Below are 25,318 nucleotides of genomic sequence, written 5' to 3'. Positions count from 1 at the left end.
GACCGCGGCCACAGCGCCCTGAGAGGACTCCCACCCACCAGCCGACTGTCACCAACCTGATGACCGAGAACACCTAGGCGGGCGCGTGGCCTGAATCACGCCCGCGCGGTAACGATTCCGTTCGGATCCGCCGTCCGGCGGCGGCCTCAGGCCAAGCCGATGTCGGAGAGCCCCAGCGCCGCCCGGTACTCCACCCCGGCCTCCTGGATGACCTCGGCCGCCCCCGAGGAACGGTCCACGATGACCGCGACGGCCACCACCTCGGCGCCCGCCTCGCGGACGGCCTCCACGGCGGTGAGCGGCGAGTTGCCGGTGGTCGAGGTGTCCTCCACCACGAGCACGCGCCGACCGGCGATCGACGGTCCCTCGATGCGCTGCTGCAGGCCGTGGGCCTTGCCCGCCTTGCGCACCACGAAGGCGTCCAGCTGGCGGCCCTGCGCGGCGGCGGCGTGCAGCATCGCGGTGGCCACCGGGTCGGCGCCCATGGTGAGGCCGCCGACGGCGTCGAACTCGAGGTCCTCGGTGAGCTCCAGCATCACCGCGCCCACCAGCGGGGCGGCGCTGCCGGAGAGGGTGACCCGGCGCAGGTCCACGTAGTAGTCGGCCTCCTTGCCGGAGGAGAGCGTCACCTTTCCGTGCACGACGGCGTCGGAGGCGATGGTCTCGGCGAGGGTGCGGGCGGACTGCGAGGTGGTCGTCATGCGTCGGAGGGTACCGAGGCGTCCTCGTCGGCCTCCGAGGTCGTCGCTCCCGCGTCCACCGCTCCCGCTCGCGCCGGCTCCGGCGCCTGGGAGGAGGAGACCACCCGGCGCGCCCGCCCCCGCAGGGCGCGCTCCTGCTCGTCCACCTTGGCCGAGAGCGCCATGACCACCCGGCGCGGCAGGCGGGGCAGCACCAGGGCGGCCACCTTGTACGGCAGGCCCGGCACGCAGGTCACCTCGCGGGAGCCCACCGCCTCGAGGGACTCGCGCACCACCTGGTCGGGGTGCAGCCAGGCCCACTCCGGCGCGCCGGCGAACTCCTCCCCCATCCGCTGGTGGAACTCGGTGTGGGTCAGCCCCGGCGCCAGCGCCTGCACGTGCACGCCCGTTCCGCGCAGCTCCATCGCCAGGCCCTCGGTGAAGGTGCGCACCCACGCCTTGGCGGCGCCGTACGTGCCGTACGGCAGCCACCCGGCCACCGACGAGACGTTGATGACGATGCCGTGGCCGTCGGCCACCATGCGGCGCGCGGCGGCCTGGCTGAGCACCATCACCGCGCGCACCATGACCGCCAGGGCGTCCTCCTCGTCCTCGATCTCCGAGGCGAGGAAGGCCGTGCCCAGCCCGTAGCCGGCGTTGTTGACGAGCACCTCCACGGCGTCCTCGTCCTGCTCCAGGCGGCGCACCACGCGCTCCATGTCCTGACGCTGCGAGAGGTCGGCGGTGAGCACCTCGGTGGGCACGCCGAAGTGGGTGCCCAGGTGCACGGCCAGCGCCTCCAGGCGCTGACGGTCGCGGGCCACGAGCACGATGCCGTAGCCCTTGGCGGCCAGCTGGGTGGCGTACTCCTTGCCGATGCCGGATGAGGCGCCGGTGATCAGCGCCATCGGACGCGGGGTGGGGGCGGGTGCGGTGTCCATGGGGGCAGTCTCCACCACGAGGTCCGGCCACGCACACCTGCTCACCTACAGTGACCCCGTGCGCATCGCTACCTGGAACGTCAACTCCCTCCGTGCCCGGATCGACCGGGTGGCGGACTTCCTCAAGCGTCACGACGTGGACGTCCTGGCCCTCCAGGAGACCAAGGTCAAGGACGACAAGTTCCCGCGCGAGCGCTTCGACGAGCTGGGCTACGAGATCGCCTTCCACGGCCTCAACCAGTGGAACGGCGTGGCCATCGCCTCCCGGGTGGGCCTGCAGGACGTGACCGTCGCCTTCCCCGAGCAGCCCGGCTGGGGTGACGACGAGCCCGTGGTGGAGGCCCGCGCCCTGGGCGCCACGGTCGGCGGTGGCACGCGCGAGGACGGCACCGCCGTGCCCCGCGTCCGCCTGTGGAGCCTCTACGTGCCCAACGGCCGCGAGATCGGCCACCCGCACATGGACTACAAGCTGCGCTGGCTGCACACCCTGGCCGGCCACGCCGGGCAGTGGGCCGCCGAGGAGACCCCGCTGGTGCTCATGGGCGACTTCAACGTGGCCCCGCTGGACACCGACGTGTGGGACATCGCGGCCTTCGAGGGGCTCACCCACGTGACCCCGCCAGAGCGTGAGGCGTTCGGGGCCCTCGAGCAGGCCGGGCTGGTGGACGTGGTGCGCCCGCACACCGAGACCGACACGTACACCTACTGGGACTACCAGCAGCTGCGCTTCCCCAAGCGCCAGGGCATGCGCATCGACTTCGCCCTGGGCTCGCCCTCCTTCGCCGAGCTCGTGACGGGCGCGTTCGTGGACCGTGAGGAGCGCAAGGGCAAGGGCGCCAGCGACCATGCCCCCGTGGTGGTGGAGCTGGGCGGCTCCGAGGCCGGGACACGCGCATGACCCCGTACGCGGTCGCCGTCGTGGGTGCGGGCTTCGCCGGCGTGGCCGTGGTGGACGCCCTGGCCCGCGCAGGCGTGCGCGACGTGGTGGTGGTGGACGAGCGCGGGGCGGTGGGTGGCCGGTGGCTCGACCGCCACGACCCCGGCGCCCGCAGCCGCGGCTCGCTCAGCGAGTCCACCCTGCGCCACCGCGACCGCACCCCCGCCGAGCGCTCCCCCTCCGCCCCGGCGATGGTGGGCTACCTGCAGCGGGTGGGGGCGTGGGCCGGCATCGGGCAGAAGCTGGTGCACGACCGGGTGACCCGCGCCGCGCAGCAGTCCGACGGCTCGTGGACCCTCACCCTGGCCTCCGGGAGCCAGCTGCACGCCCGGGCCCTGGTGCTGGCCACGGGGCACGAGGGCGAACCGGTGGTGCCCGAGGTGCGCGGCACCGACGCCTTCGAGGGGCCCCTGCTGCACACGCACGTGTGGCAGTCCGACCTGGACCTCGCCGGGCGTCGTGTGGCCGTCCTGGCCCCCGGCGTGGACGGCCGGTCCCCTGCGGCCGGCCACCTCTCGGCCACCGAGCACGTGCACACCGCCGCTGCGCTGGCCGAGCAGGGCGCGGACGTGCTGGTCTTCTCCCCCGGGCAGCCCTGGGTGCTGCCCGAGCGCCCCGACGCCGACCCGGTGGACCTCTGGACGAGCAACCGCCGCGTGGACGCCGCCGGGCAGCGACTCCGCGACGTGGGCCGCGTGGTCCGCACAGGTCTGCCGCCGGCCGCCCGCGTGCCGTGGGCACTCGCCGAGGGCGCCCTGGACCCCACCCCGCTGCCGTGGCAGCGCGCGATGCAGGCCTCCACCGCCCTGGCCCGACAGCACCTGGACCCCGAGGCGGTGGAGCTGCACCACGCCTCCTCGCCGCTCTCGCGCGGCACCGTGCGGTCCGAGGCGTGGTTCGAGCAGGTGGCCGCAGGGGGCATCACGCTGCACCGCACCGCCGTGCACCGTATCGCCCCCGATGCCGTGGTGGACGTCCAGGGAACCCGTCACCGCGTGGACGCCCTCGTGCTGGCCACCGGCGCGCACCCGGTGGGCCCGGGCGCCGGCATCGAGGGACTCGACGCCGCCGACGGCGGCCTCCTGGCCGACTGGGCTCCGCACCTGGGCACGCTCGGCCGCGTGCCCAACCTGTTCGTCACCCACGGCCCCGCCTCCGACCTCCCGGTGGGCGGTGACGCCGCCCTGCACGGGGCACGCGCCGCGCTGGTCGCCCGGCTCGTGCGCACCCTGGTGTCCAGCGACGCCCGGCGGGTGGTGGCCACCCCCCGGGCGGTCGAGGCCTGGGAGCGTCGTGTGACGGACCTGCAGCGCCGCGCCGGGCTGGTGCCCGACCCGCAGGCGGTCATGTGGCCGGGACTGCGCCGCGACCTCCTCCGGCTGCTGCGCGGACGACCGGAGGACTTCGTCCTGTCCTGACCACTCGTGCTGTCCTGACCGCCCGGTGCGGGGTGGAACGATCCACCCGTGCGCTCCCTGCTCCGGCGGCCACACGGACGCCGACGTGCGCGCCATCCTGCTGCTGGCCGTGGCCCTGCTGGCCACCGACCTGACCAACACGCTCCTGTCCAACGGGGGGCTACTGGGGTGATGTCACGGCGGTACGCATGCGGCGCATCCTCTCCAGCCGGTACTACGCCAAGCTGCTCTCCCTGCCGCAGCGCCACTTCGACCGCGAGCTCACCGGCACGGTGATCAACCGGCTCTCGCGCAACATCTCCGAGACCACGCAGTTCCTCAACGGGTTCGCCAACAACTTCCTGCCCATGCTGCTCACCACCGCCGCGGTGCTGGTGGTCTCGGCCTGGTACTCGTGGTGGCTGGCGCTGGTGCTGCTCATCGTGTTCCCCCTGTACGTGTGGCTGACGACGCTCACCAGCGCCCTGGACACCCGCAGCGAGCGTCAGGTGCAGGCCGGGCTGGACGAGCTCATGGCCGGGCGCACCTCGCTGATCATCGCCCACCGCCTCTCCACGGTGCACACGGTGGACCGCATCGAGACGCTCAAGGACGGCCGCATCGACGAGGTGGGCACGCCCGCGGAGCTGGCCCGCTCCGGTGGGCTCTACGCCGAGCTGCTCGCGCTGCAGGAGTCCGGGTCGGCCGCCGACCGAAGGCGCCTGCGGCAGTACGACCTCTCGGTGTGACACCTCCCACCGGGGGCTCCGGGTGCGAGGCGCCGGGGGTCCGCGGCAGAGTGGAGGCATGAGCGAGAAGACGCCGCAGACCGCCGGGACCGACCCCGTCACCCGGTTCCCCAGGATCACCGCCCCCGAGCAGGACCAGGACTTCCCCGGCCTGGACGCCCAGCTGGAGCCCACCGCCGACCTCGGCGAGGACAGCTACCGCGGCCACGGCCGCCTGGCCGGCATGCGGGCCCTCATCACCGGCGGCGACTCCGGCATCGGGGCCGCCGTCGCCATCGCCTACGCCCGTGAGGGCGCGGACGTGGCCATCAACCACCTGCCGGACGAGCAGGAGGACGCCGACCGCATCGTGGCCCTCGTGGAGGCCGAGGGGCGCCGCGCCGTCTCCATCCCGGCCGACCTGACCACCCGCGAGGAGTGCGACACCCTCGTGGACCGCGCCGTGGAGGAGCTCGGCGGGCTGGACATCCTCGTGAGCAACGCCGGCAAGCAGGTGTCGGTGCCGGACATCACGCAGATCAGCGACGAGCAGTTCGACCTGACGATGCGCACCAACGTGTACGCCATGTTCTGGCTGTGCCGCGCCGCCGTGCCGCACCTGCAGCCGGGGTCGAGCATCATCATCACCACCTCCGTGCAGGCCTACTCCCCCAGCGACCACCTGCTGGACTACGCCACCACCAAGGCGGCGGAGAACGGGTTCGGCAAGGGCCTGGCCAAGCAGCTGGCACCGAAGGGGATCCGCGTGAACCTCGTGGCGCCGGGGCCCATCTGGACGCCGCTGCAGGTGGTGGAGGGGCAGCCCAAGGAGAAGCTGCCGACCTTCGGGCACAAGCAGCCGCTGGGCCGGGCGGGGATGCCGGCCGAGCTCGCCGGGGCGTACGTCTTCCTGGCCAGCGACGACGCGAGCTACGTGGTGGGCGAGACGCTCAACGTGAACGGCGGCGCCGACAGCCCGTGAGCCGGCGGTCCGGGCATCCTGGTGCGCCCTCGCTGGCATCACCCCGGTCGAACTCCGCACCGGTGCCGTTCTCGGCCTGACACCCAACCCGATCCCGCACCGGTGCTGAACTCGACTGTCGAGTTCAGCACCGGTGCGGTTCTCGATGCCGTGTCAGCTCGAGTTCCGCACCGGTGCGGATCTCCGCGGAGGGGCAGGTCGAGTTCAGCACCGGTGCGGTTCTCGCGACGCACCTTCCCGCACAGCTCAGCGGCAACCCCACCGAACGCGCAGCCTGTGGACGACCACCGCCCCGCCATCCCCCGGACGCGGCACTCTTGGGACATGCACGAGGGGGATTCCTGGTTCAGGACAACGCGCGGGCGACGGGTGGAGACCTCCCGCGGACCGACGACCCGCGACGCCTTGCACCGTCAAGGCGCCTGGAGCCCCACGCAGGGTCTGATGGTCCCAGCCGACCTCGCGGGACCGAGCATCGTGCGGGCAGTGCTGTCCACGCTGCCCGAGCACCTCGTCGCCAGCCACATCACCGCCGCACGCTTCCACGGGATCCCCCTCCCCACGCCGTGGCAACGTGACGAACCGGTTCACGTCTCAGCCCGCCCGCCGCACCGGGCACCTCAACGCCGTGGGGTCCGCGGACACCAGGACGCTGCGCTCGAGGCCGTGGAGGTCGATGGTGCCCGCTGCGCCTCCCTGCTCACCACCTGGCGTGGGCTGGCCACGATGTTGGGAGAGCGGGACCTGACGGCCGCGGCCGACTGGCTCATCGGACGGGACTGCCCGCTCACCGGCACGCTCACCGTGGAGGACCTCGCCCGGTCGCTGGCGCCGGGTGGCCGGGGAGCCGGGCGCGCACGTGCAGCCCTAGCCATCGCCGACGGGGACGCGGCCTCCCCCAAGGAGTCCCACTTGCGCCACCTGGTGCTCTCCTGGGGAGTCCCCGCTCCCGAGGTGAACGCCGACGTGCACGACGACCACGGCCAGTGGCTCGGGTGCAGCGACCTCGTGTGGCGCTCCCGCAAGGTGGCCGCGGAGTACGAGGGGGACCACCACCGCACCGACCGGCGTCAGTGGCAACTCGACATCGAACGCATCCGGCTGTACGAGGCTGCCGGGTGGACGGTCATCCGTGCGACGAGCCGTGACCTGAGTCGTCCCGCACGTCTGCGCGAGGCCCTCTTGCGGGCGTTGGAGGATTCCGGCACCCGCGCCGCATGACCGCTGCCCGCTCCTCCCCCGGCCCTGGCGCGCCGGCCCTTCCAATCCCGCACCGGTGCCGTTCTCGGCCTGACAACCAACCCGATCCCGCACCGGTGCTGAACTCGACCGTCGAGTTCAGCACCGGTGCGGTTCTCGATGCCGTGTCAGCTCGAGTTCAGCACCGGTGCGGTTCTCGATGCCGTGTCAGCTCGAGTTCCGCACCGGTGCGGAACTCGCCGACCGCCCACACACGTGGCCCCTCCCCGGGCAGGCCGAGGAGGGGCCACGCTCACCAAGGGGCTCACGCCCGCGCGCCGGCTCAGGCCACGCGCAGCCCGGTCACCCGGCCGGTGCCGGCGTCCGAGGGCTCTTCGGTGTCCACGTCGATGGTGACCACCTGCCCGTCGCGCACCGTGCCGGCCAGCAGCGAGCGGGCAAGGGTGTCGCCCACCGCGGTCTGCACCAGCCGGCGCAGCGGTCGGGCGCCGAACGCCGGGTCGTACCCCTGGTCGGCCAGCCACGCCCGGGCGGCGTCGGTGACCTCCAGCGTGATGCGCCGGTCGGCCAACCGCCGGGCCAGCGCGTCCACCTGCAGGTCCACGATGCTGCCGATCTCCTGCCGGCTCAGCGGCTCGAACACCACCGTGTCGTCCAAGCGGTTGAGGAACTCGGGCTTGAAGTGCGCCCGCACCGCCGCCATCACACCCTCACGCCGCGCCGCCGGGTCCTGGGTGGGGTCCACCAGGAACTGCGAGCCCAGGTTCGAGGTCATGATGAGGATGGTGTTGCGGAAGTCCACCGTCCGGCCCTGCCCGTCAGTGAGGCGCCCGTCGTCGAGCACCTGCAGCAGGATGTCGAAGGTCTCCGGGTGCGCCTTCTCCACCTCGTCGAGCAGCACCACCGAGTAGGGACGGCGCCGCACCGCCTCGGTCAGCTGACCGCCCTCCTCGTGGCCCACGTAGCCGGGGGGCGCACCCACCAGCCGTGCCACCGCGTGCCGCTCGGAGTACTCGGACATGTCGATGCGGACCATCGCCCGCTCGTCGTCGAACAGGAAGTCCGCCAGCGCCTTGGCCAGCTCGGTCTTGCCCACGCCGGTGGGACCCAGGAAGAGGAACGAGCCGGTGGGCCGGTCGGGGTCGGCGATGCCGGCCCGCGAGCGCCGCACGGCGTCGCTCACCGTGCGCACGGCCTCGGTCTGCCCGATGAGGCGCACACCCAGGAAGTCCTCCATGCGCAGGAGCTTCTCGGTCTCGCCCTCCAACAGGCGCCCGGCCGGGATGCCCGTCCAGCTGGCGATCACCTCGGCGATGTCGTCGGCGGTGACGGCCTCGGACACCATCGGGTCCTCCGGGCCGTCGGCCGCCTCGGAGCGCTCGGCCTCGGCCAGCTCCGCCTCGAGGGCGGGCACGTCGCCGTAGAGCAGCTTGGACGCACCGGCGTAGTCGCCCTCGCGCTGCAGCTTCTCGGCCTGCGTACGGGCCTCGTCGAGGCGGACGCGCAGGTCACCCAGGCGGTTGAGGCCCTGCTTCTCGGCCTCCCAGCGCGCGGTGAGGCTCGAGAGCTCCTCCCGCTTGTCCGCGAGCTCCTCCCGCAGCGTGGCCAGCCGCTCGGCGGACGCCTCGTCGGTCTCGGCGGCCAGGTGCATCTCCTCCATGGCCATCCGGTCCACGGCCCGACGCAGGGTGTCGATCTCCATCGGGCTGGAGTCGATCTCCATGCGCAGGCGACTGGCGGCCTCGTCGATGAGGTCGATCGCCTTGTCCGGCAGCTGCCGGTGGGTGATGTACCGGTCGCTCAGCGTGGCGGCGGCCACCAGGGCGGAGTCCTCCACGGTCACCTTGTGGTGCGCCTCGTAGCGCTCCTTGAGCCCGCGCAGGATGGCGATGGTGTCCACCACCGAGGGCTCACCCACGAACACCTGCTGGAAGCGGCGCTCCAGGGCGGCGTCCTTCTCGATGTTCTCGCGGTACTCGTCGAGCGTCGTGGCACCCACGAGCCGCAGCTCGCCGCGCGCCAGCATCGGCTTGAGCATGTTGCCGGCGTCCATGGAGCCGTCGCCGGTGCCGCCGGCGCCCACCACGGTGTGCAGCTCGTCGATGAAGGTGACGATCTGCCCGTCGCTGGCCTTGATCTCCTCCAGCACGGCCTTGAGCCGCTCCTCGAACTCGCCGCGGTACTTGGCGCCGGCCACCATCGCCCCCAGGTCGAGGCTGATGAGGCGCTTGCCCCGGAGTGACTCGGGCACGTCGCCGTCGACGATGCGCTGGGCCAGGCCCTCCACGACGGCGGTCTTGCCGACGCCGGGCTCGCCGATGAGCACCGGGTTGTTCTTGGTGCGGCGGCTGAGCACCTGCACCACCCGGCGGATCTCGGTGTCACGCCCGATCACCGGGTCCAGACGCCCCTCGCGGGCGACGGCCGTGAGGTCGGTGCCGTACTGCTCCAGCGCCTCGGAGCCGTTCTGCGGGTTCTCGCTGGTCACCTTCTGCCCGCCGCGCAGGGCGTCCAGCTCGGCGGCCACGGCCTTCGCATCACCCTGCACGGCGCCGGTCTCCACCAGGGCGAGGGTGAGCACGTCGAGCGCGAGGTGGGTGTCCCCGCGCGCGGTCATGATGGTGTGCGCCTGCTGCAGGACGCGCAGGGCCTGCTGGCCGAGTTGGGGGGTCTGGCCGGTGGCCGACGGCTGGGTGGACAGCGCCTGCCGGGCGGCGGCGCCGGCCGCCTCGGGGGTGGTGCCGGCGGCGGCGAGCAGCGCCTTCACGGCGTCGTCACCGACCGCGGTCAGGGCGGCCACGAGGTGGTCGGGGGTGATCTCGGGGTGCCCACCCGCCTGTGCGTCGCGCTGGGCGATGGCGAGCACCTCGGCCACGAGGGTGGTCGGGTTGAGGTCCATGGGTCTCCTCGGACTGGTCGGGTGGTGCGTCCGGTGGGCCCGGGCGCCTGTCGTCTGTAGGTGTCAACGACCCCGAAGTTGAGTCCATTCCACTCAACCCACCACGGGTGGAGGCGGCATGCCCCCGGTCGGACTCGGCGGAACGACGCGGAGGACAGCCCGGTGCACCGCGCCCCGGGGAAATTGCGCCGGGCCTCTTCCCCGGCTACCTTGCAGGGACCGGCCCGGGGTCCTCCTGTGCCACATCTCGGTCGCACCGCCAGTCCCGACGATGCGGCCACGTCACACCACTCATGATTGGGGAAATGTCGTGATGAACTCCACCTCCCGCAAGGCCATGGGCGCCCTGGGCGTCGTCGGCCTCGCGCTGACCGCCGCCCCGGCCGCCGTCGCCGCCGGTGGCAACGCCGCTGCCGAGCAGGGCACGGCGGGCGACTACATCGTGCTGCTGAACCAGTCGGCCAAGGTCGCCAGCGCTGGTGGTCTGGACACCGCGTCCGGCAAGGCCGCCGCTCAGGCGCACACCAACCGCGTCGTCGAGGGCTTCAAGGCCGACGGCATCGAGGTGAAGCGCACCTACTCGACCCTGGGTGGCTTCTCGGCCACGCTGACGGCCGAGCAGGCCGCCGAGCTCCAGAACGACCCGGCCGTCGCCAAGATCGCCAAGGACTTCAAGGTCCGCGCCCACGACACGCAGAAGAGCCCGAAGTCCTGGGGCCTGGACCGCGTCGACCAGCCCAAGCTCCCCCTGGACGACAGCTACTCCTACAACGCCACCGGCAAGGGCGTGACCGCCTACGTCGTGGACACCGGCCTCAACCCGAAGCACCAGGAGTTCACCGGCCGCGTCGGCCAGGGTGCGGACTTCGTGGGCGGCGGCACCGCCGACTGCTCCGGTCACGGCACCCACGTGGCCGGCACCGTGGCGGGCACCGTGTCCGGCGTGGCCAAGGAGGCCACCGTGGTCCCGGTCCGCGTGCTGGACTGCGAGGGCAACGGCACCGGCGAGACGATCATCGGCGGCGTGGACTGGGTTGCGGCCAACGCCAAGAACCCCGGCGTCGTGAACATGAGCCTCGGCGGCCACGACAGCCAGCCCGTCTTCGACGAGTTCATCGCCCGTCTGACCGACGCCGGCCTGCTCACCGTGACCGCGGCGGGCAACGACGCGATGGACGCCTGCGGTAGCTGGCCCGGCAACTCGCCGGCCGCCCTGAACGTGGGCTCCACCGACCGCACCGACTCGATGTCGTCGTTCTCCAACTTCGGCAAGTGCGTGGACATCATGGCCCCCGGCTCCGGGATCATCTCGGCCGACTTCGAGACCACCTCCGGCTTCACCTCGATGGACGGCACCTCCATGGCCGCCCCGCACGTGGCCGGTGCTGCGGCCCTCTACCTCGAGAAGAACCCGAAGGCCACCCCGGCCCAGGTCACCGAGGCCATCCTCGGGAGCGCCACCAAGGACGCCCTGAAGGGCCTGCAGGGCTCCCCCAACCTGCTGCTCAACACCACGGAGCTGGTCAAGGACGACCCGAAGCCCGAGCCGGAGCGTGAGCTGCTGCGCTGGGGCGGCAAGGACCGCTACGAGACCGCCGCCGAGGTCGCCACCTCCGGCCAGAAGTCCGCCGCCACGGTCTACCTGGCCTCCGGTCAGGGCTTCTCCGACGCGATGACCAGCTCCAACGCGGCCGCCGGCAGCGCGCGCACCGCCGCCCTCCCGGGTGACGGCGACGTCCCGACCCTGCTGACCCGCACCGGCTCCCTGCCGGCCTCCACCAAGGCCGCCCTGCAGAAGCTGGGCACCAAGTCCGTCACCGTCATCGGTGGCGAGAAGGCCGTCTCCCCGGCCGTCGAGGCCGAGCTCAAGGCCATGGGTCTGGGCGTGAAGCGCATCTCCGGCGGCGACCGCTACGAGACCAGCGCCAACGTCGCCAAGCGCTTCGGCTCCGGCGTGGACACCCTCTACGTGGCCTCCGGTGAGGACAAGGCCTACGCCGACGCCCTCGCGGGTGCCGCACTGGCCGGCTCGAAGCAGGCCCCCGTCCTGCTGACCCGTCCGGACCAGGCGGACGCCGTCACGATGGACGCCGTCAAGTCCCTGGCCCCGAAGAAGGTCGTCGTGCTGGGTGGCCCCGCCGCCGTGTCCGACGCCGTGGCCAAGCAGGTGGGCGCCTCCGAGCGTCTCGCCGGCGCCGACCGCTACGAGACCTCCGTGGCGATCGCCAAGAAGTTCGAGGGCGAGAAGTACAACTTCTTCGCCACCGGCCACGACTACGCCGACGCCCTGTCCGGCGGCACCATGGCTGCCAACCAGGACAGTCCGCTGCTGCTGACCCGCCAGCAGGCCCTGCCGGGCTCCGTCGGTGCCTACGTCAAGGCCGACCCCGCCGACCACAACGTGATCGTGGGTGGCCCGGCCGCCGTCTCCACCACCGTGGAGGCCAGCCTGAAGGCTGCCCTGGGCATCAAGTGACCCGCCCGGTGGTGAGCGCCCCGCGCTGACCACCCACGGTGCCGACGAGGGCCCCGACCACACCGTGGTCGGGGCCCTCCGTCATACCCCGGGTGGAGCCGTTGCCGGACGGGCGGGAGCGTGTTGAATGTCACGCCGCCGGGGGCTAGGTTGCGTCCTCGGGACGGGGGATCCTCCCCCGCTGACCGCGGCCGACCGGCGGCAGCGGCAGGTGCCTGACACACAGAGGGGTAGCTTCGTGATCAACAACGCTTCGCGCCAGGCCGTTGGGGCCCTGGGCATCGTCGGTCTCTCGCTGAGCGCGGTCCCGGCGGCCGTCGCCACCGGCGGCGCCAGCGACCAGCAGGCCGAGAAGGCCGAGTACGTGGTGATGCTCCAGCAGCCGGCCAAGGTGGCCCAGGCCGGCGGCCTGCACACCGCGTCTGGCAAGGCAGCCGCCCAGGCCCACACGGATGCCGCCGTCCGGCGCATCGAGGCCACGGGCATCGAGGCCACGCAGACCTACCGCACGCTGGGCGGCTTCTCCGCCGAGCTCACGGCCGAGCAGGTGGCCCAGCTCGAGGCCGACCCGAGCGTCGCCCTGGTGAGCGAGAACCGCGAGTACCGGGTCACCGGCACCCAGTCCACCCCGCCCTCGTGGGGTCTGGACCGCATCGACCAGAAGGACCTCCCGCTCGACGCCAAGTACACCTACCCGTCGACGGGTGCGGGCGTGAACGTCTTCGTGCTCGACACCGGCCTGCGCTCCACCCACACGGACTTCAAGGGGCGCACCAAGCCCGGCCACAGCGTCATCGACGACGGCATGGGCACCACGGACTGCCACGGCCACGGCACGCACGTGGCCGGCACGGCTCTGGGCACCCAGTACGGCGTGGCCAAGGGAGCCACCGTCACGCCGGTGCGCGTCCTGGACTGTGACGGCTTCGGCGACTCGCGGGGCACGATGGCGGGCATCGACTGGATCGCCTCGAAGGCCAAGGGCCCGTCCGTGATGAACATGAGCCTGGGCAGCACCCAGCCCGGCGAGGACCCCGCTGAGGCAGCGGCGCTCTCCCGCCTCGAGGACGCTGGTGTGTTCATCGCGATGGCAGCCGGCAACGAGAGCGAGGACGCCTGCGACTACGCCCCCGGCAACGGCAAGGCCGGCCTCAACGTCGGCTCCACCGACCGCACCGACTCGATGTCGTCGTTCTCCAACTTCGGCACGTGCGTCGACGTCCTGGCCCCCGGCAGCGACATCGTGTCGGCCGGCCACGGCGCGGACGACGCCCACCAGACCATGTCCGGCACGTCCATGGCCTCGCCGCACGTGGCGGGCGCCGGCGCGCTGTACCTGGAGAAGCACCCCCAGGCCACCCCGGCCCAGGTCAAGAAGGCCATCCTGGACGCCGCCGCGGTCGACAAGATCAGCAACGTCAAGGGTTCCCCGAACCTGCTCCTCAACGTGCAGCGCCTGCTGACCGACCCCGAGCCGGGGCGCGACCTGATCCGCATCGGCGGGGCCGACCGCTACGAGACCGCCGCCAAGCTGGCCCTCAAGGACCGCAAGACGGCCGACACCGTCTTCATGGCCTCCGGCCAGGGCTTCGCCGACGCCATGTCCGCCGGCTCCGCGGCCCACACCCGGGCCCGGTCGATGCCGGACGGCGGCAAGGACGCCCCCGTGCTGCTGACCCGCACCGACCGCGTGCCGGCCTCCACGGCCAAGGCGCTCTCCTCCCTGAAGGCGAAGAAGGTCGTGCTGGTGGGTGGCGAGAAGGCCATCTCCGCCAAGGTGGCCTCCCAGCTGAAGGCCAAGGGCCTGGCGGTCGAGCGCATCGGTGGCGCCAACCGCTACGAGACCAGCGCCAACGTGGTCAAGCGCTTCGGCAAGGGCGTGAACACCCTGTACGTCGCCTCCGGTGACGACTCCGCCTACGCCGACGCCCTCGCGGGCTCGGCCCTGGCCGGCTCCCAGGACGCGCCCGTGCTGCTGACGCGTCCGACCAAGGTCGCCCCCGTGACGCAGCAGGCTGCCGACAACGCGGCGGCGAAGAAGGTCGTGGTGCTCGGTGGTCCCGCCGCCGTGAGCAACACCGTGGCCTCGAAGCTGGGCGCCACCTCGCGCCTCGCCGGTGCGGACCGCTACGCCACCTCGGTGCAGATCGCCAAGAAGTTCGGCAAGCACCAGTGGACCTTCGTCGCCTCCGGCATGGACTACCCGGACGCCCTGACCGGCGGCGCGCTGGCGGCCAGCAAGGACAGCCCGCTGCTGCTCACCCGCGACAACCGCCTGCCGGCCGTGGTGAACAGCTTCGTCAAGGCCGCGCCGACCCAGCACACCGCCATCATCGGTGGCCCGTCCGCCGTCTCCACCACCGTGGAGGCCAGCCTGAAGGCCGCCCTGGGCATCAAGTGAACCGATCGGGGGTGAACGCCCGGCGTTGACCCCGCGATCCCGACGAGGGGCCCTGACCGCACTGCGGTCGGGGCCCCTCTGGCGTCTCCGACGCCCATTGCCCACCCCTGGGTGGAGGAGACGCATCATCCTCTGGCATGAGACAGGTCACGGTTTGATACCGAAGCCCCTGGGGCTCCTCGCGAGGGGTTCCGCCCGTGGGGGGATTCTGAGAGGTTGCTCACACCCATCCCATCCCATCCATACAAGGAGATCCTGTGGCAACTCACCGCACCCTGTCGCGAGCCCTCACCGCCCCGGCGATGGCGATCGCGCTGGCCGGTCTGGTCGTCCCCGCAACGATGGCAGCCCCGGCCGACCGCACCCCCTCGGAGGCCGAGGTGCTGGCCGTCACCGAGGGCGCGGCCCGCGACGCGGCCGCCCAGCAGGAGTTCACCGACGGCGCGTACGTCGTGACCTTCCGCGACCAGCCCACCATCGCCTACGACGGCCACCTGGCGGGCCTGGCGGCCACCAGCCCGGCCAAGGGTGCGTCCCTGAACCGCGCGAGCGCCGCGGTGAAGCGCTACGAGAGCCATCTGGTGCAGCGCCAGGACGCCGCTCTGGCCTCCGTCGGTTCCCCCAAGCCCGTGGTCCGCTACACCACGGCCCTGTCCGGCGTGGGTGTGCACCTCACCGGCGAGCAAGCCGCCCAGCTGGCCCGTTCCGCCGACGTGCTCGGCGTGACCCCCGCAGAGACCCTGCAGCCCACCACCAGCGAGTCCCCCGAGTTCCTGGGCCTCACCGGCCCGAACGGCGTGTGGGCGCAGCAGGGCGGCCTGCAGGGCGAGGGCGTCGTCGTCGGCGTCATCGACTCCGGCATCTCGTACCACAACCCGAGCTTCTCCCCCGAGGGCATCCAGGCCCCGCCGGCCGACTGGAAGGGCGCCTGCAAGACCGAGGCCGCCCAGGACTTCCCCGCCGACGCCTGCAACAACAAGCTCATCGGTGCCCGCTTCTACGTGGACGGCTTCGGCCGCTCCCGCATCGCCGACCACGAGTCCCTCTCCCCGCTGGACGTGGGCGGCCACGGCTCGCACACCGCCAGCACCGCCGCCGGCAACTCGGGCGTGAAGGCCATGGTCAACGGCCAGGAGCACGGCGTCATCTCCGGCATGGCGCCCAAGGCGCACGTGGCGGCCTACAAGGTCTGCTGGGACGAGAAGGACGGCGACGGCGGCTGCAACACCATGGACTCCGTCAAGGCCATCGACGACGCGGTGGCCGACGGCGTGGACGTCATCAACTACTCCATCTCCGGGACCTCGAGCAACTACGTGGACCCGGTCGAGATCGCCTTCATGAACGCCGCCGCCCACGGCATCTTCGTGGCGGCCTCCTCGGGCAACTCCGGCCCCAAGGCGTCCACCACCAACCACCCCTCCCCGTGGCTCACCACGGTGGCCGCCTCCACGCACCGCGTGTCCGAGAACACCGTGGTGACCGGTGACGGCAAGCGCTACATCGGTGCCTCCATCACCAAGGCCCTGCCGAGCTCCCCGCTGGTGCTCGCCGAGGACGTGGCCGCCGCCGGGGCCGACCCGGCCAAGGCCGCGCTGTGCTTCCCCGGCACCCTGGACCCGGCCAAGGTGGCCGGCAAGATCGTGGTCTGCGACCGCGGCGAGAACGCCCGCACCGAGAAGTCGGACGTGGTGGCCAAGGCCGGTGGCGTGGGCATGGTGCTGGTGAACACCAGCGACAGCTCGCTGGACACCGACGCACACGTCATCCCCACCGTGCACCTCTCGCACACCCACCGCGACGCCATCCGGGCCTACGCCCAGCAGGAGGGCGCCACCGCGGAGATGCTCGAGACCAACGAGGGCTCCACCACCCAGGTGCCCGAGATCGCCGGGTTCTCCTCGCGCGGCCCGTCACTGGGCGGCGAGGGCGACATCCTCAAGCCCGACGTGTCCGCCCCCGGCGTGGGCGTGCTCGCGGCCTACGCCACCCCCGAGCGCGGCGCCGACGTGTGGAACTACAGCTCCGGCACGTCCATGAGCTCCCCGCACATCGCGGGCCTCGCCGCGCTGGTCAAGCAGGCCAACCCCGAGTGGTCCCCGATGGCGGTCAAGTCGGCCATCATGACCACCGCCCGCGACCACGCGAGCGCCGCCAGCAACGACCCGTTCGCCACCGGCGCCGGGTTCGTGGAGCCGCGGAAGATGCTCTCCCCCGGCCTCGTCTACGACGCCGGCGAGCAGGACTGGTGGGACTTCCTGGCCGGCCAGGGCGTGACCCGCGGCGGCAAGCCCGTCTCGGACAACCCCATCGACGCCTCGGACCTCAACCAGGCCTCGATCGCCGTGGGCCAGCTGCTGGGCCAGAAGACCGTCACGCGCACCGTCACCAACACCACCGGCAAGGCCACCACGTGGACCGCCAAGGTGTCCGGTGTGGACGGCGTGCAGACCACCGTGAGCCCGTCCACCGTCTCGCTGAAGCCGGGCGAGTCGGCGGAGGTGAAGATCACCTTCAAGAACCTCACCCTGGCCAAGGACGCATGGGCCAAGGGCTCGCTCACCTGGTCGGCCGCCGGCCAGAACGACGTGCGCTCCCCCATCGCCGTGCGTGCCGGTGAGCTCAAGGCGCCCAGCCTGGTGAAGGGCAAGAGCACCGACGAGGAACTCACCATCCCGATGACGGCCGGCCGCGACCGCGACGTCAACCTGTCCACGCGTGGCCTCGTGCCCGCCGTGGAGGTGCGCGGCGAGGTGGGCATGCCCTCCAACCGCAACGAGCTGGTGGTGGACGACCCCAACAACCTGCGCTGGGACTTCGCCGGACCGCGCTACGGCTCGCTGTGGACCGAGATCATCCCCGACGACCCGTCGGTGGACCTCGACCTCTTCGTCACCTACAAGGGCACCAGCCTCAAGGTGGGCCAGGCGGCCACCGCCGGCGCGGCCGAGCGCATCCTCATCCCGACCCTGCTGCTGCAGGACGACTACACGGTGCACGTGCAGGCCTACGACCTGAAGGGCGCGACGAAGACCGGCGTGACCCTGCGCAGCTTCGTGCTGCCGGAGAAGGGCGACGCGGGCAACCTGACCTTCGCCAACCCCTTCAGCCTGAAGGCCGGCGTGGAGCAGAAGATCCCGGGCAAGATCTCCGTGGACGACACCTCCAAGGCCTGGTTCGGCAAGGTGACCACCACCGACGTGGGCCGCAGCTACCCGATGCTGGGCGAGACCTACGTGCTGCTCGAGCCCGGCCAGGAGGAGACCCCCGAGCCGAGCCTGCGCCGCCTCGAGGGACGTGACCGCTACGCCACGGCCGCCGAGGTGGCCAAGGAGTTCGGTACCTCCGAGACGGTCTACATGGCCTCCGGCCAGGGCTTCGCCGACGCGATGTCGAGCACGGCCGCAGCCGGCTCCGGCATGGTGCGCACGCAGTCGATGCCCGACGAGGACGGCAAGGAGGTGCCGGTGCTGCTGACCCGTCAGGACCGCATCCCGGCCCAGACCACCGAGGCGCTCAAGGCTCTGGGCGCCAAGCGCGTCATCCTGGTGGGTGGCGAGACCGCCGTCTCGGCGAAGGTGGCCGACGAGCTGGAGGCCAGCGGTCTGTCGGTGGAGCGCATCTCCGGCGCCAACCGCTACGAGACCAGCGCCAACGTGGCCAAGGACTTCGGCACCGGCGTGGACACGCTGTACGTGGCCTCCGGTGACGACAAGGCCTTCGCCGACGCGCTGGCCGGCTCGGCCCTGGCCGGCTCGAAGGACGTGCCGGTGCTGCTGACCCGTGGCGACAAGGTGCTGCCCGTGACCCGCAACGCGGTGCGCTCGCTCGCGCCGAAGAAGGTCGTGGTGCTGGGCGGCGACGACGTGGTCTCGCAGAAGGTGGCCGACGAGCTGGGTGCCACCGAGCGTCTGGCCGGCCCCAACCGCTACGCCACGGCCGTCGAGGTGGCCAAGCAGTTCCCCGCCGGCTACGACTTCACCGCCGTGGCCACCGGTGCGGACTACCCGGACGCCCTGACCGGTGGCGCCCTGGCGGCCAAGGAGGGCGGCCCGCTGCTGCTGACCCGCCCGGACCGCCTGCTGAAGGTGGTGGGTGACCACGTGGCCGCCCACCCGACCCAGACCGTGGTGCTGGGCAGCACGGCCGCCGTCTCGCAGGACGTGGAGGACGCGCTCAAGGACCTGCTGGGCCTGTGATGTACCCCGGTGGTGGCCCACCCCCATCGCGCCGCCACCGGACCACGACGAAGGCCTCGACCGGAACCATCCGGTCGGGGCCTTCCCCTGTGCGCCGGCGAGGGGCACACTGGGTACATGAACCAGCACCCGCGCGCAGCGATCGCCGTCGTCGCCCTGATGGGCCTGCTCCCCCTGGCCGGGTGCGACGGGCAGGGGGCCGACGACCCGTCGAGTTCGACGCCGAGCTCGACGGAGCCGGCACCGGGCCCCTCGGACGGGGGCAGCCCCTCGCCGAGCCCCACCTCGCCCTCGAGCCCGACGCCCACCAGCCCCGCACCCACCAGCCCGTCCGACGGGGGCAGCCCCTCGCCCTCGAGCCCGACGCCCACCAGCCCCGCACCCACCAGCCCGTCCGACGGGACCAGCCCGTCCGACGACGGCCCGGAGGACTCCGTGACCACCTACCTCGTGATGTTCGCCCCGCCCGAGGGCGTCTCCGACCCGGCCGCCCGCAAGGAGGCGGTACGCCGCCAGGTGGACCGGAAGGCCGCCCAGTTCGAGGAGCGCGGCCTCGAGGTGAGTTCGCGCTACAGCACCGTTGGTGGCCTCGCCGTCCGGGCCACGGCCGCCCAAGCGGAGGAGCTGCGGTCCGACCCCGACGTGCTGTCGGTCGAGAAGGACCGCATGGTCAGCATCCCCGAGGTCCCCGGTCCCAGCGCCACCTGAGCGCGAGACCCTCGGTCCGTCACGAGCGATGGAGGTGGATGTGACGTCGCACGAGGGAAGTGGACCGCTCGACGACTACGCAGCGGACCTGTGGGTGGCGCCCGTCGTGGTCAACCTGGCGCTCGCCGCCTGGGCCCAGCACGGGCGATCCCGCACCTGACGGCTCAGCGCAGGGGGCGCCAGAGGGTGAGCTCGCGGCCGGTGGCGGGGCGGGCCGGCCGCTGGCCCTGACGCACCGCCTCGGCCTCGCCCCGGCGGCCGGCGGCGAAGACGCGCTGTCCCGCATCGAGGACGGCGCGGGCCCGGTGCAGCTCGGCCTCCATCTCGGCCATGCGCTCGGCCATCTCCTCGGTGAGGCGCGTGAGCTCCATGATGCGGCGGATGCCCGCCAGGGAGATGCCCTCCTCGGCGGAGAGACGCTGCACCTCCCGCAGTTGCTCCACGTCGGCCTCCGAGTAGCGCCGCCCGCCGCCCCGCGCACGGCTGGGCGAGACCAAGCCCATGCGGTCGTACTGGCGCAGCGTCTGGGCGTGCATGCCCGTCAGCTCGGCCGCCACGGAGATGACGTAGACCGGGCGCGTGTCGGGGGAACGGTCACGCCCGCCCCCTGCAGCCGCGCCCGGTCGACGGGTCATGACGCCGCGCGGGTCGCGAGGTCGGCCCGCGGATCGGACTCGTCGGCCGCGCGCAGGGTCTCGACGGCCTCACGCTGAGCGTCGGTGAGGTCCGTCGGGACGGTGACGTGCACCTCGGCCAGCAGATCGCCGGCACCGTTCTTGGTGGGCGCGCCCCGTCCGCGGAGGCGCAGGCGGCGGCCCGACGGCGTGCCGGGGGCGACCTTCACCTTCACGCTCTGACCGTCCCAGGTGGGGACGCTCACCACGGCACCGAGAGCGGCCTCGGCGAAGGTGACCGGTAGGTCGAGCACGAGGTCGTCCCCCTCGCGGCGGTACACCTCGTGCGGCCGGACGTGAACGGTGATCATCAGGTCACCGGCCGGCCCACCGGTGGGGCTGGGGTGACCCCGGCCCTTGAGACGGATCCTCTGTCCGTCCTTCACGCCCGCGGGCACCTTGATGGTGGTCGTCTGCCCGTCGGCCTGGCGCACGGTGGCCTTGTCACCGGCCATCGCCTGGTGGAACCCGACCGTCACCTGGGCGTCCAGGTTCTCGCCCCGCTGCGGGGGTGCCTGCCGGGGGCCGGCACCGCCCGGACCGAAACCGGGCTGGCCGCCGAAGCCGCCGCCCGCACCACCGAAGCCACCGCCACCACCGGCGGCGCCGAACATGCGCAGGATGTCCTCGAGGTCCTCACCGCCCATCTGCTGGCCGCCGGGGCCGCCGGTGCTGTAACGCACCCGCTGGCCGCCGGCGGGGCCACCACCACCGAAGGCGGAGAACAGGTCCTCGAACCCGCCGGCTCCACCACCGGGGCCTCCGGCGCCCGCGGTGAAGCGGGCACCGCCGGCGGCCATCTGCCGGACGGCGTCGTACTCGTTGCGGCTCTCGGCGTCGGAGAGCACCTGGTAGGCCTCGCCGATGTCCTTGAACCGCTGCTCGGCCGCCTCGTCACCGGGGTGCTGGTCGGGGTGGTTGGCCCGTGCGAGCTTGCGGTAGGCCTTCTTGATCTCGGCGTCGTCGGCATCGGGCGAGACGCCCAGGGTCTTGTAGAAATCCTTCTCGAACCAGTCCTGGCTCGCCATCACGCCTCCTCGCGAGATCGGTTCTGGGGCCTGACCCCGGTGGGGATCAGGCCGGGTCGGCCACGGCGACGCGGGCGGCGCGCACGACGCGCTCCCCCACGGCGAAGCCGGGCTGCATCACCTGCACCACGGTGGTGGCGGTGGTGCCCTCCGGGAGCTCGGCCTCGGTGTGCATGAGGGCCTCGTGCACGTTCGGGTCGAACTCCTCGCCGGCCTCGCCCAGCTTGCGCACGCCGAAGCGCTCCAGCGTGGTCTCGAGCTTGGTGGCGATGGCGGCCATCGGGCCGTCCTCGAGCTCCCCGTGCTCACGCGCCATGTGCACGTCGTCGAGCACCGGGATGAGCGCCTCGACGACGCTGCCGATGGTCGCGTCCTTGTCCTTGGCGCGCTCCCGCTCCATGCGGTTGCGGTAGTTCACGTGGTCGGCCTGTGCACGGCGCAGGTCCTCCAGGCGCTCGGCGGCCAGCAGCGTGTCCGGGTGCGGCGCGTCGGCCTCCTCGGCCAGCTGGTCCGCGGCGTCCTGCTCACCGGTGGCCGCCCCCTGCGGCTCGGCGGTCGCCTCGGTGACGGCCTGCTCGGCGTCCGCGGCGTCCTGCGGGGTCGGGGCGTCCTCCACCGATCCGGGTTGGGAGACGCCGTCGTGCTCGGGGGCGTCGGGGTTCTGGGGGTTCTTGTCCTGGTCGGCCATCGGCCACCTCCTGGGTCAGCGCCCTCGGGGCGGGGATCCCGCCCCGAGGGCTCACGGCATCAACCACGGCTCACCGCGGTGAGGCGGGTGGGGCGGACCGGCCGCCCCACCCGCGGTGGATCACTTGGACGAGTTGTCGTCGTCCTCGACGACCTCGGCGTCCACGACGTCCTCGTCGGCGGACCCGGCGTCACCGGCGGCCTGCTCGCCACCGGCCTGGGCACCGGCGCCCTCACCCTCGGACTGGGCGTACATGGCCGCACCCATCTTCTGGCTGGCCTCGGACACCTTGGAGGTGGCGGCCTTCAGCTCCTCGACGTCGGCGTCCTCCTTGGCCAGCAGCTCCTTGAGCTCGGCCAGGGCGGACTCGGTCTCGGACTTCTCCGCCTCGGGCAGCTTGTCGCCGTTGTCGGCGATGAACTTCTCGGTGGAGTAGGACACCTGCTCGGCCTGGTTGCGGGCCTCGGCGGCCTCGCGACGCTTGGCGTCCTCGGCGGCGTGCTCCTCGGCGTCCTTCACCATGCGCTCGATGTCGTCCTTGTCCAGGGCAGAGCCACCGGAGATGGTCATCGACTGCTCCTGGCCGGTGCCGCGGTCCTTGGCGGACACGTGGACGATGCCGTTGGCGTCGATGTCGAAGGTGACCTCGATCTGCGGCACGCCACGGGGCGCCGGGGCGATGCCGGTGAGCTCGAAGTTGCCCAGCGGCTTGTTGTCGCGGGCCAGCTCGCGCTCACCCTGGAACACCTGGATGCCGACGGCCGGCTGGTTGTCCTCGGCGGTGGTGAACACCTCGGAGCGCTTGGTCGGGATGGCCGTGTTGCGCTCGATGAGCTTGGTCATCAGGCCGCCCTTGGTCTCGATGCCGAGGGACAGCGGGGTGACGTCGATGAGCAGGACGTCCTTGCGGTCACCCTTCAGCACACCGGCCTGCACGGCGGCACCGGCGGCCACGACCTCGTCCGGGTTCACACCCTTGTTGGGCTCCTTGCCGGTGAGCTTCTTGACCAGCTCGGCGACGGCGGGCATGCGGGTGGAACCACCGACGAGCACGACGTGGTCGATCTCGTCGACCTTCACGCCGGCGTCCTTCATGACGGCCTCGAAGGGCTGCTTGGTGCGCTCGAGCAGCTTGTCGGTCATCTGCTCGAACTGGGTGCGGCTCAGCGACTCGTCCAGGTGGATCGGGCCGTTCTCCCCCATCGAGAGGTACTGCAGGTTGATGGAGGTGGAGGTGGAGCTCGACAGCTCCTTCTTGGCCTGCTCGGCAGCGTCGCGCAGACGCTGCATGGCGATCTTGTCGCCTGCCAGGTCCACGCCGGTGTTGTTCTTCACGCTGGTGAGCAGGTGCTGGACGATCGCGTCGTCCCAGTCGTCACCACCGAGCTTGTTGTCACCGGAGGTGGCGCGCACCTGGATGGTGGAGAAGCCGTCCTCGGGGTCCTTGCTCACCTCGAGCAGGGAGACGTCGAAGGTGCCGCCACCGAGGTCGAAGACGAGGATGAGCTCGTCCTCCTTGCCCTTGTCCAGGCCATAGGCCAGCGCAGCGGCGGTGGGCTCGTTGATGATGCGCTGCACGTTCAGACCGGCGATCTCACCGGCCTCCTTGGTGGACTGGCGCTCGGCGTCGTCGAAGTAGGCCGGCACGGTGATGACCGCGTCGGTCACCTCCTCGCCCAGGTAGGCCTCGGCGTCGCGCTTGAGCTTCATGAGCGTGCGGGCGCTGATCTCCTGCGCGGTGTACTTCTTGTCGTCGATCTCGGTGGTCCAGTCGGTGCCCATGTGGCGCTTCACCGAGCGGATGGTGCGGTCGACGTTGGTGACGGCCTGGCGCTTGGCCACCTCACCGACCAGGACCTCGCCGTTCTTGGAGAACGAGACGACCGACGGGGTGGTGCGGCCGCCCTCGGCGTTCGCGATGATCTCCGGCTCGCCACCGTCGAGGATGGCCATGGCGGAGTTGGTGGTACCGAGGTCGATGCCGATTGCGCGTCCCATGAGGGAACCTCCTGCTTGTCGCGGGTGATTGCTGCGGGCAACTCTGCGGAGCGCTCGACCGGGCGGTCAAAGTGGCGCTCACCAAAGTTGCGTCTGATGTGCTCAACCACGCGGAGGGCGCGGTTCATTCCCGTGGATGCAGTGTGAGGTGAGACACAAAGTGTCAGCAGGGCTGCCGTAGATTCTCATCACCGGTTGGGCCTGCTGCACCGATGGGTGACACCTGGTCTGGCTTGCCCGTGGGGGTGGCCTGGAGGGGTGTGCACCGTGCCCACTTCCTGTCCCCAGGAGTTCCGCGAGGACGTCGTGCGCGTGGCCCGCTCCCGGCAGGAGCCGGGAGGAGCCGACCGGGTTGCGCGAAGCCCGGGGCCGGATCCGCCTGCTTGGGCAAGTGGTCGAGTGGATGAGGCGCGCCGGGTTGGGCAGGAGATGGCTGAGAGGACTGAATCGCCCCGGGTTTGATGGAGGCTCTGGTCCCACGGAGGGATGCAGAGCGTGCCGGCATCACGGATGTACCCCGGTGAGTTGTGGGAGCGGGCGATGCGGATGAGGGTGCGGGGCCCGCAAGGGCCCGGTGACGTGGCGAGGGGCGTTCGAGCGCATCGGTGATCAGCTCGGGGTCCACCCTGAGTCTCTGCGTAGCTGGGTCCGCCAGGTAGAGGTTGATGCCGGCACGGTGCCGGGGGTGACCTCGCTGGAGGCCGTCAGGGTGGCTGAGGTGGAGAAGGAGAACCGTGGGTTGCGGTGGGCCAACGCGATCCTGAGGTCGGCCTCGGCTTTCTTTGCGGCGGAGCCAGGCCGCCCACACCGGTGGTCGTGGACTTCATCGATCGCTACAAGCGCGAGTTCGGAGTCGAGCCGATCTGTCGCACGCTCACCACGGCGGGCACGGAGATCGCTCCGAGCACGTACTGTGCCGCGGCCACGGGGCAGCCCTCGAAGCGGGAGGTGCGCGACGCGCGACTGCTGGTGGAGGTCCGGCGGGTCCACGCGCAGCACTATGGGGTGTACGGGGTCCGGAAGGTCCACGCCCGGTTGCGCCGGGAAGGCATCGACGCGGCCTGGTGCACCGTGGAACGCCTCATGAGGGCCGATGGGCTGCGTGGTGTCAGCCGGGCCATGGGCCCCCGGGCGACGGTGCCGGGCAAGGGGTCGGAGCATCGGCCGGGCCTGGTGGAACGCGACTTTCCCCCCCGCAAGCGGCAGGTGCCCCCACTGCCACGGCCCCGAACCAGCTCTGGGTGGCAGACATCACTTATTGCCGCGCTTTCGCGGCTCATCCGATCTGAGGGTGTAGTCGTGGTCTGAAGCCGCCGGCTTCGAGGAGGGATCGGGCGACGTAGTGGGTCAGGTTGCGGAAGCCGAGGGCGGACCCTCGGAGG

Annotated in this window: 18 protein-coding genes and 1 pseudogene; 12 read left to right on the top strand and 7 right to left on the bottom strand. The window is 72.0% G+C overall.

Annotation, left to right across the window (positions count from 1 at the left end; all coding sequences use genetic code 11):
• Positions 1-146: 146 nt before the first annotated feature.
• Both pyrE and CYJ76_RS10600 read right to left on the bottom strand, forming a co-directional pair.
• Positions 147-701, bottom strand: a complete 555-nt coding sequence (gene pyrE / locus CYJ76_RS10605; protein WP_101850061.1) for an orotate phosphoribosyltransferase — start codon at positions 699-701, stop codon at positions 147-149.
• Complete coding sequence (locus tag CYJ76_RS10600; protein ID WP_101850063.1) at positions 698-1,621, bottom strand: SDR family NAD(P)-dependent oxidoreductase; 924 nt, start codon at positions 1,619-1,621, stop codon at positions 698-700. Before CYJ76_RS10600 ends, pyrE begins: the two co-directional genes overlap by 4 nt.
• Before the next feature lie 58 nt (positions 1,622-1,679).
• Here CYJ76_RS10600 and CYJ76_RS10595 point away from each other — a divergent pair, with 58 nt between their 5' ends.
• From CYJ76_RS10595 to CYJ76_RS10575, 6 genes are all read left to right on the top strand, one after another.
• Positions 1,680-2,519 (top strand): exodeoxyribonuclease III, encoded by an 840-nt coding sequence (locus CYJ76_RS10595; protein WP_070705021.1) that lies wholly within the window; start codon positions 1,680-1,682, stop codon positions 2,517-2,519.
• The gene (locus CYJ76_RS10590; protein WP_101850060.1) at positions 2,516-3,976 is read left to right on the top strand and encodes a flavin-containing monooxygenase; all 1,461 of its coding nucleotides are present in this window, start codon (positions 2,516-2,518) and stop codon (positions 3,974-3,976) included. Before CYJ76_RS10595 ends, CYJ76_RS10590 begins: the two co-directional genes overlap by 4 nt.
• A gap of 25 nt (positions 3,977-4,001) precedes the next feature.
• Positions 4,002-4,148, top strand: a complete 147-nt coding sequence (locus CYJ76_RS12935) for a hypothetical protein (protein ID WP_237769696.1) — start codon at positions 4,002-4,004, stop codon at positions 4,146-4,148.
• Between the two features lie 16 nt (positions 4,149-4,164).
• Complete coding sequence (locus CYJ76_RS10585; RefSeq protein WP_070703478.1) at positions 4,165-4,704, top strand: ABC transporter transmembrane domain-containing protein; 540 nt, start codon at positions 4,165-4,167, stop codon at positions 4,702-4,704.
• 58 nt (positions 4,705-4,762) lie between these two features.
• Complete coding sequence (locus tag CYJ76_RS10580; protein WP_070703479.1) at positions 4,763-5,665, top strand: SDR family oxidoreductase; 903 nt, start codon at positions 4,763-4,765, stop codon at positions 5,663-5,665.
• A 444-nt stretch (positions 5,666-6,109) separates the two neighbouring features.
• Entirely contained in the window at positions 6,110-6,886 is a 777-nt protein-coding gene (locus tag CYJ76_RS10575) for a hypothetical protein (RefSeq protein ID WP_141761930.1), read from the top strand.
• Between the two features lie 301 nt (positions 6,887-7,187).
• On the opposite strand, the gene CYJ76_RS10570 is transcribed toward CYJ76_RS10575, so the two are convergent.
• Positions 7,188-9,764, bottom strand: coding sequence for an ATP-dependent Clp protease ATP-binding subunit (locus tag CYJ76_RS10570; protein ID WP_101850059.1), 2,577 nt, complete (start codon positions 9,762-9,764; stop codon positions 7,188-7,190).
• Between the two features lie 313 nt (positions 9,765-10,077).
• Between CYJ76_RS10570 and CYJ76_RS10565 the strand changes: the two genes are divergently transcribed.
• The 4 genes from CYJ76_RS10565 (at position 10,078) to CYJ76_RS10550 (ending at position 19,548) form a co-directional block, all read left to right on the top strand.
• The gene (locus tag CYJ76_RS10565; RefSeq protein WP_180802285.1) at positions 10,078-12,240 is read left to right on the top strand and encodes a cell wall-binding repeat-containing protein; all 2,163 of its coding nucleotides are present in this window, start codon (positions 10,078-10,080) and stop codon (positions 12,238-12,240) included.
• Between the two features lie 238 nt (positions 12,241-12,478).
• Positions 12,479-14,641 (top strand): cell wall-binding repeat-containing protein, encoded by a 2,163-nt coding sequence (locus tag CYJ76_RS10560; RefSeq protein WP_238138224.1) that lies wholly within the window; start codon positions 12,479-12,481, stop codon positions 14,639-14,641.
• Positions 14,642-14,898: 257 nt separating this feature from the next.
• A complete protein-coding gene (locus CYJ76_RS10555) occupies positions 14,899-18,840 on the top strand; it encodes a cell wall-binding repeat-containing protein (RefSeq protein WP_101850056.1) in 3,942 nt (1,313 codons plus the stop codon).
• A 117-nt stretch (positions 18,841-18,957) separates the two neighbouring features.
• The gene (locus tag CYJ76_RS10550) at positions 18,958-19,548 is read left to right on the top strand and encodes a protease inhibitor I9 family protein (RefSeq protein ID WP_101850055.1); all 591 of its coding nucleotides are present in this window, start codon (positions 18,958-18,960) and stop codon (positions 19,546-19,548) included.
• Positions 19,549-19,712: 164 nt separating this feature from the next.
• Here the strand turns inward: CYJ76_RS10550 and CYJ76_RS10545 are convergent, their stop codons facing one another.
• The 4 genes from CYJ76_RS10545 to dnaK form a co-directional block, all read right to left on the bottom strand.
• Entirely contained in the window at positions 19,713-20,183 is a 471-nt protein-coding gene (locus CYJ76_RS10545) for a heat shock protein transcriptional repressor HspR (RefSeq protein ID WP_070705415.1), read from the bottom strand.
• Positions 20,180-21,250, bottom strand: a complete 1,071-nt coding sequence (locus CYJ76_RS10540) for a DnaJ C-terminal domain-containing protein (RefSeq protein ID WP_070705416.1) — start codon at positions 21,248-21,250, stop codon at positions 20,180-20,182. Before CYJ76_RS10540 ends, CYJ76_RS10545 begins: the two co-directional genes overlap by 4 nt.
• A gap of 46 nt (positions 21,251-21,296) precedes the next feature.
• Positions 21,297-21,938 carry a nucleotide exchange factor GrpE gene (locus CYJ76_RS10535; RefSeq protein ID WP_070705417.1) on the bottom strand — a complete coding sequence of 214 codons (642 nt, stop codon included), beginning with the start codon at positions 21,936-21,938 and terminating at the stop codon, positions 21,297-21,299.
• A gap of 120 nt (positions 21,939-22,058) precedes the next feature.
• Positions 22,059-23,936 (bottom strand): molecular chaperone DnaK, encoded by a 1,878-nt coding sequence (dnaK, locus tag CYJ76_RS10530; protein WP_070705418.1) that lies wholly within the window; start codon positions 23,934-23,936, stop codon positions 22,059-22,061.
• A 574-nt stretch (positions 23,937-24,510) separates the two neighbouring features.
• Here dnaK and CYJ76_RS13215 point away from each other — a divergent pair.
• Positions 24,511-24,678 (top strand): annotated as a pseudogene (locus CYJ76_RS13215) (transposase); the annotation flags it as partial.
• Between the two features lie 74 nt (positions 24,679-24,752).
• Positions 24,753-25,244: an IS3 family transposase gene (locus CYJ76_RS10525; protein WP_180802284.1), complete on the top strand. Its 492-nt coding sequence runs from the start codon at positions 24,753-24,755 to the stop codon at positions 25,242-25,244.
• Positions 25,245-25,318 lie beyond the last annotated feature (74 nt).

Source organism: Kytococcus schroeteri (genome assembly GCF_002847825.1).
In the GTDB taxonomy this organism is placed as follows: domain Bacteria; phylum Actinomycetota; class Actinomycetes; order Actinomycetales; family Dermatophilaceae; genus Kytococcus; species Kytococcus schroeteri.
The sequence above is the reverse complement of the archived record's forward strand: the minus strand, read 5'-3'. Positions and strand labels throughout refer to the sequence as shown.

What these genes read in the sequence shown, in the direction of transcription:
- pyrE (WP_101850061.1), bottom strand. Translation starts at nt 701, where the DNA reads ATGACGACCACCTCGCAGTCCGCCCGCACCCTCGCCGAGACCATCGCC.
- CYJ76_RS10600 (WP_101850063.1), bottom strand. Translation starts at nt 1,621, where the DNA reads ATGGACACCGCACCCGCCCCCACCCCGCGTCCGATGGCGCTGATCACC.
- CYJ76_RS10590 (WP_101850060.1), top strand. Translation starts at nt 2,516, where the DNA reads ATGACCCCGTACGCGGTCGCCGTCGTGGGTGCGGGCTTCGCCGGCGTG.
- CYJ76_RS10585 (WP_070703478.1), top strand. Translation starts at nt 4,165, where the DNA reads ATGCGGCGCATCCTCTCCAGCCGGTACTACGCCAAGCTGCTCTCCCTG.
- CYJ76_RS10580 (WP_070703479.1), top strand. Translation starts at nt 4,763, where the DNA reads ATGAGCGAGAAGACGCCGCAGACCGCCGGGACCGACCCCGTCACCCGG.
- CYJ76_RS10575 (WP_141761930.1), top strand. Translation starts at nt 6,110, where the DNA reads ATGGTCCCAGCCGACCTCGCGGGACCGAGCATCGTGCGGGCAGTGCTG.
- CYJ76_RS10570 (WP_101850059.1), bottom strand. Translation starts at nt 9,764, where the DNA reads ATGGACCTCAACCCGACCACCCTCGTGGCCGAGGTGCTCGCCATCGCC.
- CYJ76_RS10565 (WP_180802285.1), top strand. Translation starts at nt 10,078, where the DNA reads ATGAACTCCACCTCCCGCAAGGCCATGGGCGCCCTGGGCGTCGTCGGC.
- CYJ76_RS10550 (WP_101850055.1), top strand. Translation starts at nt 18,958, where the DNA reads ATGAACCAGCACCCGCGCGCAGCGATCGCCGTCGTCGCCCTGATGGGC.
- CYJ76_RS10545 (WP_070705415.1), bottom strand. Translation starts at nt 20,183, where the DNA reads ATGACCCGTCGACCGGGCGCGGCTGCAGGGGGCGGGCGTGACCGTTCC.
- CYJ76_RS10540 (WP_070705416.1), bottom strand. Translation starts at nt 21,250, where the DNA reads ATGGCGAGCCAGGACTGGTTCGAGAAGGATTTCTACAAGACCCTGGGC.
- CYJ76_RS10535 (WP_070705417.1), bottom strand. Translation starts at nt 21,938, where the DNA reads ATGGCCGACCAGGACAAGAACCCCCAGAACCCCGACGCCCCCGAGCAC.
- dnaK (WP_070705418.1), bottom strand. Translation starts at nt 23,936, where the DNA reads ATGGGACGCGCAATCGGCATCGACCTCGGTACCACCAACTCCGCCATG.